The 12,543-nt window shown below is 71.6% G+C and carries 13 protein-coding genes; 10 read left to right on the top strand and 3 right to left on the bottom strand.

Annotated features, from left to right (window positions below; all coding sequences use genetic code 11):
- Positions 1 to 33 precede the first annotated feature (33 nt).
- The gene (locus LCN96_RS25325; RefSeq protein WP_225275375.1) at positions 34 to 1,572 is read right to left on the bottom strand and encodes an aKG-HExxH-type peptide beta-hydroxylase; all 1,539 of its coding nucleotides are present in this window, start codon (positions 1,570 to 1,572) and stop codon (positions 34 to 36) included.
- 8 nt (positions 1,573 to 1,580) lie between these two features.
- Entirely contained in the window at positions 1,581 to 1,766 is a 186-nt protein-coding gene (locus LCN96_RS25320) for a hypothetical protein (RefSeq protein ID WP_225275374.1), read from the bottom strand.
- A 243-nt stretch (positions 1,767 to 2,009) separates the two neighbouring features.
- Here LCN96_RS25320 and LCN96_RS25315 point away from each other — a divergent pair, with 243 nt between their 5' ends.
- The 5 genes from LCN96_RS25315 to LCN96_RS25295 are packed head-to-tail and all read left to right on the top strand — an operon-like array spanning position 2,010 to position 5,490.
- Positions 2,010 to 2,345, top strand: a complete 336-nt coding sequence (locus LCN96_RS25315) for a PadR family transcriptional regulator (protein ID WP_225275373.1) — start codon at positions 2,010 to 2,012, stop codon at positions 2,343 to 2,345.
- Positions 2,342 to 2,740 (top strand): DUF1048 domain-containing protein, encoded by a 399-nt coding sequence (locus tag LCN96_RS25310; RefSeq protein WP_225275372.1) that lies wholly within the window; start codon positions 2,342 to 2,344, stop codon positions 2,738 to 2,740. The genes LCN96_RS25315 and LCN96_RS25310 overlap by 4 nt, the downstream gene beginning before the upstream one ends.
- Positions 2,737 to 3,504, top strand: a complete 768-nt coding sequence (locus tag LCN96_RS25305) for an ABC transporter ATP-binding protein (protein ID WP_225275371.1) — start codon at positions 2,737 to 2,739, stop codon at positions 3,502 to 3,504. Before LCN96_RS25310 ends, LCN96_RS25305 begins: the two co-directional genes overlap by 4 nt.
- 12 nt (positions 3,505 to 3,516) lie before the next feature.
- Entirely contained in the window at positions 3,517 to 4,281 is a 765-nt protein-coding gene (locus tag LCN96_RS25300) for an ABC transporter permease (protein WP_225275370.1), read from the top strand.
- Positions 4,282 to 4,290: 9 nt separating this feature from the next.
- Positions 4,291 to 5,490, top strand: a complete 1,200-nt coding sequence (locus LCN96_RS25295; RefSeq protein ID WP_225275369.1) for a cytochrome P450 — start codon at positions 4,291 to 4,293, stop codon at positions 5,488 to 5,490.
- 21 nt (positions 5,491 to 5,511) lie between these two features.
- Here the strand turns inward: LCN96_RS25295 and LCN96_RS25290 are convergent, their stop codons facing one another.
- Positions 5,512 to 7,755, bottom strand: a complete 2,244-nt coding sequence (locus tag LCN96_RS25290; protein ID WP_225275368.1) for an arylsulfatase — start codon at positions 7,753 to 7,755, stop codon at positions 5,512 to 5,514.
- Between the two features lie 228 nt (positions 7,756 to 7,983).
- Between LCN96_RS25290 and LCN96_RS25285 the strand changes: the two genes are divergently transcribed.
- The 5 genes from LCN96_RS25285 to LCN96_RS25265 all read left to right on the top strand — a co-directional run bounded on the left by LCN96_RS25285 (position 7,984) and on the right by LCN96_RS25265 (position 12,501).
- Positions 7,984 to 8,577 carry a hypothetical protein gene (locus LCN96_RS25285; RefSeq protein ID WP_225275367.1) on the top strand — a complete coding sequence of 198 codons (594 nt, stop codon included), beginning with the start codon at positions 7,984 to 7,986 and terminating at the stop codon, positions 8,575 to 8,577.
- Between the two features lie 65 nt (positions 8,578 to 8,642).
- The gene (locus LCN96_RS25280; RefSeq protein ID WP_225275366.1) at positions 8,643 to 9,131 is read left to right on the top strand and encodes a MarR family winged helix-turn-helix transcriptional regulator; all 489 of its coding nucleotides are present in this window, start codon (positions 8,643 to 8,645) and stop codon (positions 9,129 to 9,131) included.
- 71 nt (positions 9,132 to 9,202) lie between these two features.
- Entirely contained in the window at positions 9,203 to 10,669 is a 1,467-nt protein-coding gene (locus tag LCN96_RS25275; protein WP_225275365.1) for an MFS transporter, read from the top strand.
- 139 nt (positions 10,670 to 10,808) lie between these two features.
- Entirely contained in the window at positions 10,809 to 11,243 is a 435-nt protein-coding gene (locus LCN96_RS25270; protein WP_225275364.1) for a carbohydrate binding domain-containing protein, read from the top strand.
- A 58-nt stretch (positions 11,244 to 11,301) separates the two neighbouring features.
- Positions 11,302 to 12,501, top strand: coding sequence for an MFS transporter (locus LCN96_RS25265; protein ID WP_225275363.1), 1,200 nt, complete (start codon positions 11,302 to 11,304; stop codon positions 12,499 to 12,501).
- The last annotated feature ends 42 nt before the right edge of the window (positions 12,502 to 12,543 follow it).

The following is a 12,543-nucleotide window of genomic DNA, read 5'->3' as shown; positions in this document are numbered from 1 at the left end:
CGGCGGGGCCGCGGCGGCCCCGCCACCCCGCGATCAGCGTTCGAGCAGGGCGCCCAGGCGGCGGCCCGACTCCTCGACCATCGCCCGGACCAGCTCGGCCGACGCCTCCTCCCGCCTGCCGGGCATGGGGCTCAGGGCCCGCAGCACGACCTCCCTGGTCCGCAGGAACGCCTCGGCGCTGTCGTGGAAGGACGCCTGGCGGGATTCGAGCTCCGCGAGCACTCCGTCCTGGTCCCGCAGCTCGCGGCTCCGACCGGCCGGCTCTCCCGCGAGGACGGCGAGGCAGCTGCCGATCTCGTGCCTCGCGGCGCTGCGCAGCGAGGCGGCGTCCTCATCGGCGTGTGGGGCTCCGGGCCTGGTCAGTGCTCTGCGGATCGTGTCCGCTTCGCGTTCGTAGAGGTCGAGCACGAGGTGCACGTAAGTGCCCTCCGGTGCGGGTGACGGGTCGAACGCCTGGTTGATCCCGTGCAGCCAGCGCAGGAAGAGCCGGCCACCGGTTCCGAGCTGCTCCGTCCGGCCGCCGAGGCGCTGGATGAGGTACTGGGCCCGGTCGAAGGACCGTCTTGCCTGCCTGGCGGGGTCCGCTCCGGTGATCGGGCCGTACCGGTCGGCCAGCTCCGCGTGCCGTGCGGCCACCGTGGAGTGGAACAGCGCCAGGCTGGTGTAGACGTGGCTCACGGTGAGCGCACGATCGATCGGCCAGCCGTCGTCCGCCTGGGGCCGGGCCCTGTTCCAGTGCGGGCGGATCAGCGGCGAGGTCTCCGCGTCGTAGTGTTCGCCCAGCAGGGAGTGGGTGTGCTCGAGATCGGTGAACTTGACGTGCATCGCCTCGTGCAGGAGATACTCGGCTGCCTGCCACGCATCGCCCAGCACGGCCGTCGACAGGAACATCGCCCCGGGGATGCGCGGATGCGTGAGCGACGCGAAGCCGGGCGACGACTCCTTGCCCGCGACGACGATCACATGCACGTGGCTCAGCGCGCTGCGCGCGAGCCTGGGACAGAGCTCGTGCAGCAGTGCCGCTCCCCGGAGGAGCGTCTCGCGCGCGGGCGCGTCGGGGCTCGCCAGGGTGAGCCCGGGAAGACTCTCGGCGAAGACGCGGCGGAAGAACTCTCCCAGCGGATCAACCTCCGCCCGGGGCTCCGTCCACACCCACGGCCAGGCGGCCTCGTGCAGTCTCACCAGGTCCGCCGCCCCCTCGGCCAGCGGCGGGACGTCCGCGCGAGCGCTCCGCGCGGCGGCGGTCTCCAGGACGGCGTCCAGCTCCTCCTCGGGCCAGGGCAGCTCACGCCCGCCCAGCACGGCGCCCAGCCAGGTGTCGATCGCCACCCGGACCGCCGGATCGCCCAGCACCTGATGGTGCCGGCCGTCGGAGGTGTCCTCCTGGGCGGTGAACAGCAGGTGCGCGCCCTTGGAGTGCTCCTTGAGCAGGAGCAGGCGGTGGCGGTAGTGGATGCGGGTGCGCTGACGGATGTAGTCGCAGTCGCCGAACGGGCGGTCGCCGGCGAGGATCTCCTCCGCCTCCCGGCGGGCCTCGTCGCTGTTCAGCAGGTGGGTCCGTGTGGTGTTCAACGGAGGTCTCAGCGCAGCTGCTCGGAGTCGTACATGGCGGCGCAGTACAGGACGGGACATCTGATCCTGGCCGGGCTGGCGGATCCCTGGCCCTTGTCGCTCAGTGCCCTCAGGTCGTCCTCCGAGAGCTGGCTCTCGACGATCTCGGCCTCGGAGATGCGCAGGACCATCGGTCCCTTGATGTGCTGTCCCATGGGTGCTCCCCCTCTTCGGACTGTTCGGATCGATGCTTCTCCTGCTCGGAGGAGGGCAAGCGGGAACCATCGGCTTCATCAAGGTTGCGCACGCGAAGGACCACGGCAGCGTCGCGGAGCCCGCTCGCCGACCGTGCGGGAGATGACCCTCGTTACTTCTATTCGGTGTTGCTAAGTACCGGTAGTCGGTGTTACTTTGTACCGGTAATCAACATCGCTAGGTAGCTGGAAGGGGGGTGTTCCATGGGCAAGCTCGTGACGGAGATGCTGAAGGGCACGCTGGAGGGCATCGTCCTGGCGATCCTGGCCGTTCGGCCCGCCTACGGCTACGAGATCACAGCCTGGCTGCGCGACCAGGGCTTCTCCGACATCGCCGAAGGCACCATCTACGCGCTGCTGGTCCGGGTCGAGCAGCGTGGCCTGGTCGACGTGGAGAAGGTCCCGTCGGAGAAGGGGCCGCCGCGCAAGGTGTACTCACTCAACGCCCAGGGCCGCGAGTACCTGGAGGAGTTCTGGCGGACCTGGAGCTTCCTCGCCGAACGCATCGAACAACTTCGCAAGGGAGGGCCGCAGTCTTGACCGCGGAGTCCAATGAGTCCAAGAGCCGCTACCTGCAGTACCTGGAGCTCGTCCTCGGGCCGCTGGAGGACAAGAAGCGCTGGCGGCAGTACAAGGCGCGCGTCAAGGGGCTGCCTGAGAACTATCGCATCGCGGTGGAGGCGCTGGAGCGGTATCTGATGCACTTCGGGCCCGCCGACGGCGCCGGCGCGATGGCGATGTACGAGGACCTGGCCGACCTGTTCGAGCAGAGCGCGGCCGACGGGATCCCGATCCGCGCCGTCTTCGGCGACGACCCCATCGAGTTCGTCGAGACGTTCATGGCCAACTACCCCCTCGGTCAGTACCGCAGACGCGAACGCGACCGTTTCACCAGCGCCGTCGAGCGCGCCGCCGGAGAGGACAGGACGAAGTGACGACGACCCAGCAAGCCCCCGCGATCCAGGTGCACGGCCTGCACAAGTCCTACAAGGACCTGCACGTGCTGCGCGGCGTGGACTTCGAGGTGACGCGCGGCAGCATCTTCGCGCTGCTCGGCTCCAACGGCGCCGGCAAGACCACCGCCATCAAGATCCTGTCCACCCTGCTCAGACCGGACGCCGGCACCGCCCGCGTGAACGGCCACGACGTCACCACCCGGGCCGCCGACGTGCGCGAGTCGATCAGCCTCACCGGCCAGTTCGCCGCCGTGGACGAGATCCTCACCGGCCGCGAGAACCTCGTGCTGGTCGCCCGCCTGCGCCACCTCAAGGACCCCGGCAAGGTCGCCGACGATCTCCTGCGCCGCTTCTCGCTGACAGAGGCGGGCGGGCGCAAGGTGGGCACCTACTCCGGTGGCATGCGCCGCCGCCTGGACATCGCGATGAGCCTGATCGGCGATCCGCCGGTCATCTTCCTCGACGAGCCCACCACCGGCCTGGACCCGCAGGCCCGCATCGAGGTCTGGCAGGCCGTCCGCGAGCTCGCCCAGGGCGGCACCACGGTGCTGCTCACCACCCAGTACCTGGACGAGGCCGAGCAACTCGCCGACCGGATCGCGATCCTGCACGAGGGCCGGATCCTCGTCAACGGCACCCTGGACGAGCTCAAGCGGCTGCTGCCGCCCGCCAAGGTCGAGTACGTCGAGAAGCAGCCCACCCTCGAGGACGTCTTCCTCTCCCTCGTCGGCACGAAAGCCTAAGGAACCCCCATCATGAGCAAGCACTTCCTCGGCGACACCACCGTCCTGCTCGGGCGGTCCCTGCGCCACATCACCCGCAGCCCCGACACCATCATCACGACCGCGATCATGCCGATCGCCATGATGCTGATGTTCGTCTACGTGTTCGGCGGCGCCATCAGCACCGGGTCGGGCACGTCGTACGTGAACTACATGCTGCCCGGCATCCTGCTCATCACGGTCGCCTCCGGCATCGCCTACACCGCCTACCGGCTGTTCATGGACATGCAGGGCGGCATCTTCGAGCGCTTCCAGTCGATGCCGACCGCACGCTCGTCGGTGTTGTGGGCGCACGTGCTGACCTCGCTGGTCGCCAACCTGGTCTCGCTCGTGGTCGTGATGCTCGTGGCGCTGCTCATGGGCTTCCGCTCGGGGGCCGGAGTGCTGGCGTGGCTGTCGGTGGCGGGCATCCTGGTCCTGTTCACCCTGGCGCTGACCTGGATCGCCGTCATCCCCGGCCTGTCGGCCAAGACCATGGAGGGGGCGAGCGCGTTCTCCTACCCGCTCATCTTCCTGCCCTTCCTCAGCTCCGCCTTCGTGCCCACCGACACCATGCCCACCCCGCTGCGCGTCTTCGCCGACCACCAGCCGGTGACCTCCATCGTCAACGCCATCCGCGCCCTGTTCGCCGAGCAGCCGGTCGGCAACGACATCTGGGTCGCCCTGGGCTGGTGCGCCGGCATCCTCGTCGTCGCCTACGCCTTCGCCATGAACACCTACCGCCGCAAGATCTCCTGAGGAGCCCTCATGACCCACACCCTCCCCTCGATGCCCACCAGCCGTCAGCCCGGCTGCCCCTTCGACCCGCCCAAGGAGCTGATCGAGGCGCGTGAGCACGGCCCGATCAGCCGCTTCCCCTTCCCCGACGGCCACCAGGGCTGGATCGTCACCGGCTACGACCTGGCCCGCTCGATCCTGGCCGACCCGCGCTTCAGCTCCCGCCGGGAGCTCATGAAGCACCACCCGACCGTCGACTACGGCGACATCGAGGTGCCTCCCGCACCGCCCGGTGAGTTCCTGCTGATGGACGAGCCGCAGCACGGCCGCTACCGCAAACCGCTGGTCGGCAAGTTCACCGTCCGCCGGATGCGGCTGCTCACCGAGCGGGTCGAGCAGATCACCGCCGAGCACCTGGACGCCATGGAGAAGGCCGGGCCGACGGCCGACCTGGTGACCGCCTTCGCCAAGCCCATCCCCGCCGTCGTGATCTGCGAGCTGCTGGGCGTGCCGTACGAGGACCGCGGCTTCTTCCAGGAGAACATCGACACCTTCCTCGGCGGCGAGGCCAGCGACGAGGAGGTGGGCGCCGCCTACGTCGCGACCCAGCAGTACCTCGCCGGGCTGGTCGCCGCCAAGCGCGCCGACCCCACCGACGACGTGCTCAGCGACCTGACCGACAGCGACCTGACCGACGAGGAGCTGCAGGGCATGGCCCTGATCCTGCTGTCGGCCGGGTTCGACACCACCGCCAACATGCTGGCGCTGGGCACCTTCGCCCTGCTGCGGAACCCCGATCAGCTCGCCGCCCTGCGCACCGACCCGTCACTCACCGACCAGGCCGTGGAAGAGCTGCTGCGCTACCTGACCGTCGCCAAGCAGTTCTTCCGGGTCGCGCTCGAAGACGTCGAGCTGGCCGGCCACACGATCACGGCCGGCACCACGGTCATCATCTCCCTCAACACTGCCAACCGCGACCCCGACCGCTTCACCGACCCCCACGCCCTCGACATCCACCGGCAGGACGGCGGCCACCTGGCCTTCAGCCACGGCATCCACCAGTGCCTGGGCCAGCAGCTCGCCCGCGTCGAGCTGCGCGTCGCCCTGCCCGCCCTGCTCGACCGCTTCCCCACGCTGCGCCTGGCCGTACCGGCCGACCAGATCCCCCTGCGCCCGGAGGCCGCCGACATCTACGGCGTCAAGAGCCTGCCGGTCGCCTGGGACGCCTGACCCGGCGCCACGTGCCGCGGCTCAGTCCGAGTGCAGCGCCGCCCGGACCTCGGCCAGGGGGTCGGGCTTGCCGAAGCCCGGCGTCCGCACGCGGACGGAGAAGAGCCCGCCGTTCCAGGTGCCCGGTACGGTGTACCGCTCCGACACGGGCAGCCCGGCGTCGTAGCCCAGGCGCAGCCCGGCCCCGCCGTGCTGGAGCACGACGGGCAGCAACCCGTCGAAGGCCAGGCTCCCCACCACGGTGTCCCCGTACAGCAGGTGGAAGGCGCACCCGCCGGCGCCGGCGGTGTGCGCGACGCCCAGCAGCCGGCGTCCTGGCGGGACGGGACGGTCGGCGACGACCTCCAGCACGTCGCAGGGCCGGGCGAAGGTGAAGGCCAGCCGCCCCTGGGCGACGTGGAGCGCGAAGCCGCCGTGCCAGTCCCCCACGGCGAGCAGCACGCCGTCGGGCGCCTCGGGGACCTCGACGTCGGCGGTGATGTGGAAGCCACCGAAGAGCAGAGGCAGGGACTCGTCGCAGACGGGCGAGGCGCCGGGGCGGAAGGTGCGGTCGTCACCGGCGGGCCAGGCCGGGCCGATCAGGGAGCCGATGCGGTCGAGGAGGCCGTCGAAGAGCGGCAGGACGTGGTTGCGCTCGGCCTCCCCGTCCCACAGCCGCCGCAGCTCGGCGACGACCTCGGGGTGATCCGCGGCCATGTCGGTGGCTTCGGCGAAGTCCGCGGACAGGTCGAACAGCGCCCAGTGGTCCCCGTCGAAGTCCCGGCTGCCGGACAGCAGCTCCTCCTCGTCCAGCACGCCCTTGGAGACGTGGTCGGTGGTGGTCTTCCAGCGGCCGTGGATGAGGGAGCGCGAGCCCAGCATCTCGAAGTACTGCGTGTCGCGCGGCGCCGGGGCCCCGGCGTCGTCGAAGCAGGCGCGGAAGCTGGCGCCGTCGATCCGCTGCTGCTCGATCCCGTCCACGACGGCCGGCGCCTCGATGCCCAGGGCGTCGAGCAGCGTCGGGAACAGGTCGTTGACGTGCACGATCTGGTCGCGGATCGCGCCGCGGGCCTGGATCCCGCGGGGCCAGTGGACGATGAGCGGGGTGCGGGTGCCGCCGAGCCAGGTGTAGCGCTTCCACAGGCGGAACGGGGTGTTCCCGGCCCAGGCCCAGCCCCACGCGTAGTGGTTGTAGGTGCGTGGGCCGCCCCAGTCGTCGTAGTGGGCGAGGTTGTCCGCCGTCGACTCGCGGGCGCCTGCGGAGAAGCGGTGCTCGTTGACGCTGCCGTCGAGGCCGCCTTCCGCGCTGGCCCCGTTGTCGGAGAACAGCACGACGATCGTGTCGTCCAGCCGCCCGGTCTCCTCCAGGTGGCCGAGCAGGCGGCCGAGCTGGGCGTCGGCGTGGCTCAGGAAGCCGGCGAAGACCTCCTGCTGGCGGGCGTACATGCGGCGCCGGTCGGCGGTGAGGTCGGCCCAGGCCGGTACGTAGGGCGGGCGAGGGGTCAGGACTGTGCCGGGCGGGACGACGCCCAGCTCGCTCTGCCGCCGGAAGATCTCCTCCCGCCAGGCGTCCCAGCCCTGGTCGAAGCGGCCCCGGTAGGGTTCGGCCCACTCGGGGCGCACGTGGTGCGGGGAGTGCGTGGCGCCGAGGCCGACGTACAGGAAGAAGGGTTTGCCCGGGGCGGCGTGGCGCTGGTCGTCGAGGTAGGCGATGGCGCGGTCGATCAGGTCCTCGGTGAGGTGGTAGCCCTCCTCGGGGGTGGCGGGCGGGTCGAGGTAGTGGTTGTCCTGGACGAGGTTGGGCGCGTAGTGGTTGGTGTCGCCCTGGAGGAAGCCGTAGTAGCGCTCGAAGCCGAGGCCGAGCGGCCAGTGGGTGAACGGGCCCGCGGCGGAGCGTTCGTAGCGGGGCGTGAGGTGCCACTTGCCCACGGCCAGGGTGGAGTAGCCGTGATCTCGCAGGATCCGCGGCAGGGTGGCCGCCGAGCGCGGGATGCGGGCGGTGTACCCGTGATGGCTGAGGGGGAGGTCGGCGAGGAAGCCCATGCCGACGGCGTGGTGGTTGCGCCCGGTGAGGAACGAGGCCCGCGACGGCGAGCACAGGGCGGTGACGTGGAAGCGGTTGTAGCGCAGGCCGCCTGCGGCCAGCCGGTCGACGGCGGGGGTGGCCAGGTCGGAGCCGAAGCAGCCGAGCTGGGCGAAGCCGGTGTCGTCCAGGACGACGGCCAGCACGTTCGGGGCCGCGGCCGGCGGGCGGGCGGCGCGGCGGAAGATCGGTTCGGCGGTCATGGTCGGTGCTCCCGAGGGTCGGATCAGCTCGCGGCCGACGTGATGGTCCCGATGGTGGGGACGGTACCGGTCCCGGCCCCGCCGCACCCGCATGGCGGGCGGGGCGGCGAGGCCGTCGTCCGGTGAACGTCCAGGGTTGGCCTACGGGAGCTCAAAGTCCGCAGCCGCGTCCGCGGGCCGCCGCTACGCTCCCGACGCGTAACGATCGAGCACGTCGGGGGGCAGGACATGCGCAAGAAGATGAGCCGGGTCCGTGGACGGAAGTCCGCGAAGGCCCTGCTGCTGGCGGGCGGGACCGCCGCCGCCATCGCCACGGTGGTGGCCGTGAGCGGGGCGGGGCCGGAGACGTCCACGTCCACCGTCCCGCAGAGCGCCGCACCGCAGGCCGCGAACTCCCAGCAGGACGCCGCCACCGACGAGAGCCTCGCGGCCGCTCAGCTGTGGCGCAAGCCGGGCGCCTCGGCCGTTCCGGCACCGGCGGTCTCCCCCCGGGCCAGGGCGGCGGCCCGCGACGACGAGGGCGGCATCCGCATCCCGGAGCAGGCGGGGGTGGTGAGCGACCGGGTGCGCGCCGAGGAGCCGGCCGGCCGCCGCGCGGTCGTGCCGCCACGGCGGCCGGCGGGCACCGCGGGCGAGCGCCGGCCGCCCAGGGCGGGCGAGCGGTCGAAGCGCGCGGCCAGCGGCCCCTCCCAGCACGCGCCCGCGCCGTCCGGGCGCGGCCAGAGCACGTCGCTGCTGGGCCTGAGGTGTGATGCGATGTTCCCCGCGCACGTGCGGGAGTTCCAGGTGCGCAACGCCGCGTGCCACCGGCTCCTGGGCTGAGGCGACCCGGCCCATCGTTTGTTCGCAGATAATCTGCGGCGGGATGGTTGGGTAGGCTGGTGAGCATGACAGCGATGGCTCCCGCGCGTACAGAAACAGACCTGTCCTTCCTGCTCGACCACACCGGCCATGTGCTGCGCACCCAGATGTCGGCGGCACTGGCCGAGATCGGGCTGACGGCGCGCATGCACTGCGTGCTGGTGCACGCCCTGGAGGAGGAACGCACCCAGATCCAGCTCGCCGAGCTGGGCGACATGGACAAGACCACGATGGTGGTGACCGTGGACGCCCTGGAGAAGGCCGGGTACGCCGAGCGCCGCCCGTCCAGCACCGACCGGCGGGCCCGGATCATCGCGGTCACCGAGGCGGGCGCGGAGGTCGCCAGGCGCAGCCAGCAGATCGTGGACGGCGTGCACCGGGCGGCGCTCGAAACGCTCCCGGACGACGAGCGCGAGGTGCTGGTCCGCGCCCTGAACCGGCTGGTCAGCGGCCATCTCGCGACCCCGGCCGAGAGCCCGCAGCAGGCCCGCAGGGCACGCGAGCGCACAAAATAGGTCCACAAGGGATCGTCTGTTACGGAACTATCTGCTACGGTCTCTCTTGTCGAACTGAGACGGGAGAGACCATGTCCAATGTGCTCAACTCGCGCTGGACCGCACTCGGCGTGCTGTCCGCGACGGGACTGATGACGATCCTGGACGGCAGCATCGTGACGGTGGCGATGCCGGCCATCCAGCGGGATCTGGGCTTCTCGGCCGCCGGGCTGAGCTGGATCGTCAACGCCTACCTGATCCCCTTCGGCGGCCTGCTGCTGCTGGCGGGCCGGCTGGGCGACCTGGTCGGGCGGCGGACGCTGTTCCTGGCCGGGAACGCGATCTTCACGTTCGCCTCCGTGCTGGCGGGCGCGGCCACCGAGGCCGGCCTGTTGATCGCCGCCCGCTTCCTGCAAGGGGTGGGCAGTGCGCTGGCCTCCGCCGTGGTGCTGGGCATCCTGGTGACGCTGTTCACGGAGCCGGCCGAACGCGGCAAGGCGATCGCGATCTTCAGCTTCACGGGTGCGGCGGGCGCGTCCATCGGCCAGGTGGTCGGCGGCGTGCTCACCGACGGGCTGAGCTGGCCGTGGATCTTCTTCATCAACGTGCCGATCGGGCTGGTCACCATGCTGCTCGCGCTGCCGGCGCTGCCCGCAGACCGCGGGATCGGCCTGTCCGCCGGCGCCGACGTGATCGGCGCCCTGCTGGTCACCTCCGGGCTGATGCTGGGCATCTACACGGTCGTCAAGGTCGAGGAGCACGGCTGGCTCGCCGCCCACACCCTCGGGCTGGGCGCGCTCTCGATCGCTCTGCTCGGCGCCTTCGTGGCGCGGCAGGCCACCGCCAAGGCCCCGCTGATGCCGCTGCGGATCCTGCGCTCGCGCAACGTGGCCGGCGCCAACCTCGCGCAGATGCTGAGCCTGTCGGGCATGTTCGCCTTCCAGGTGCTGGTCGCGCTCTACATGCAGCGGGTGCTGGGTTACGGCGCCCTGGAGACCGGCCTGGCGATGCTGCCCGCCGCAGTGGGCATCGGCGCGATCTCGCTGTTCGTCTCCGCCCGGCTCAGCGCCCGCTTCGGCGCCCGTACGGTGCTGATCGGCGGTCTGGCGCTGCTGGTGGCGGCGATGCTGCTGCTCACCCGGGTCACGGTGGACGCCGGTTACCTCACCCATCTGCTTCCCCCGATGCTGCTGATCTCCGGTGGCGGCCTGGTGCTGCCGGCGCTGGCCACGCTGGGCATGTCCGGCGCCCGGGACAGCGACGCGGGCCTGGCCTCCGGGCTGTTCAACACCACGCAGCAGGTGGGCATGGCCATCGGCGTGGCGGTGCTGTCCACGATGGCCGCCTCGCGCACCGGCGAGCTGCTGGCCGCCGGGGCCGGTGAGGCCGCCGCGCTCACCGGCGGGTACCGGCTCGCGTTCGCCATCTCGGCCGGGCTGCTGGTGGCGGCGTTCGTGGTGGCGCTCACCGTCCTGCGCAGGCCCGCCGCCCCGGCCCCCGCCGCCGGTCAGGACGCTCGCGAGGAGTCGCCGGCGGTGGAGACCTCCGCGACCTCCTGAGCCTGCCGACCATCAGGCCCGGCGCGCCCCTGGCGTGCCGGGCCTAGGGTTTTCTCGGAGCCCGCCCCCGATGCGGCCGACGGCCTCCTGCCGCACGCTGTCCTTGCCGCCGAGACGGCGAGAGCGAGGAGGAGGAACGTTGTCGTACCTGCGCAATCCAAGCTTCGAGGCCCCCGACATCGCCCCCTGGGCGCGGATGAACCAGGCGGGCTCCGTGCAGTACAAGATCTGGGGCACGGGCGACGCCAGATCCGGCGACGCCGTCCTCGTCATGAGCACGAGCCAGGCGGAGGGCTCCGTCGCCCAGGACTTCACCGTCTCCGGGCCGCCCCCGAGCGTCTCCTGCTTCGCCTGGGTCAGGTCCGGCTCGCAGCAGCCGGTGAAGGGGTCGCTGACGATCTGGGACCTGAGCGCGAACCGCGCGGTGTCCGCCAGGTTCACGGCCACCTCGGAATGGCGGCTGGTGACCTGCGCGATGGACACCTCCGGCACCTCACCGAAGCAGATCCGCGTCGAGTTCTACCTGCAGACCGTGAACCGGGAGCTCTGGATCGACAGCGTGAACGCGTTCTGAGCCTGCCCGTCCGGGCACGGTGGCCCCGGGGACGGCGAGCGCGGCATGATTGTCGACCATGGCCTCGACGTCCTTAGGGCCCGCCTATCACCGCCTGTGGCTGGCGACGGCCCTGTCCAACCTCGGTGACGGGATCCGGATGGCGGCCCTGCCGCTGCTGGCGGCCGCCCTGAGCCGCGATCCGGTCGTGGTGGCCGGGGTGGCCCTCGCCGGGCAGAGCCCGTGGCTGCTGTTCGGCCTGTTCGCGGGGGCCGTCGTCGACCGTTACGACCAGCGTCGCCTGACGGTGCTCGTGGACGCCACCCGGGTGCTGCTGCTGGCCGTCCTCGTGACCGCGCTCGCTCTGGACGTGGCGAACATCGTGCTGGTGTACGCGGTGGCGTTCATGTGCGGGGTCGGGGAGACGCTGCGCGACACCGCGACGGCCACGCTGCTGCCGCCGCTGGTCAAGGACGCCGATCTCGATCGCGCCAACGGCGGCCTGGTCAACGCCGAGGTGGCGGGCAACGAGCTGGTGGGGCCGCCGATCGGCGGCTACCTGTTCGGGGTGGCGATGGTGCTGCCGTTCGCGCTCAACGGCAGCACGCTGGCGCTGGCTGCGGCCCTGATCTTCAGCCTGCCGAACGTCTTCGCGGCCAAGCCCGTGCCCGCCGGGGAGAAGAGGCGGATCTGGGCGGAGACGGGAGCGGGCCTGCGCTGGCTGGTGCGCCATCGGCGGCTGCGCGCCCTGGTCGCGCTGGGCGGGCTGTTCGCGCTGATGGACAGTGCCTGGTTCCCCATCTTCGTGCTCTACGTCGGCCAGGTGCTGGCGCTGCCCGGGTGGGGGTACGGCATGCTGCTGGGGGTGGGCGCCGTCGGCGGGCTGGCCGGCGGGTTCCTCGCCGCCCGCGTCACGCGCCGGATCGGGACGGCGGCGGCGCTGGCGGGCTGCCTGCTCTGCGCCGCGGCGGGACAGCTGATGCTCGCGCTGACCACCTCCGTCCCCGTGGCGGCGGTGGGGCTGGGGGCCACGAGTGCCGCGTTCGGGGTGTGGACGGTCGCGGCCAGGACGTTGCGCCAGCGGCTGACGCCACCCGAACTGCTCGGCCGGGTCAGCAGCGCGTCGATGACGATCGTGATGAGCGCCGGGCCCGTGGGGGCGCTGGCGGGCGGGTTCGTCGCGGCCGAGTGGGGGCTGACGGCGCCGATCCTGATCGGGGTGCCCGTGCTCGCGGTGGGCGCGCTGGTCTGCTACCTGACGCTCCGCACGCAGGAATGACACAAAACGGACAAATGCATACATAGCGGACGCTGAGGGTAG

Source organism: Nonomuraea gerenzanensis (assembly GCF_020215645.1).
GTDB classification, from domain to species: domain Bacteria; phylum Actinomycetota; class Actinomycetes; order Streptosporangiales; family Streptosporangiaceae; genus Nonomuraea; species Nonomuraea gerenzanensis.
The sequence above is the reverse complement of the archived record's forward strand: the minus strand, read 5'-3'. Positions and strand labels throughout refer to the sequence as shown.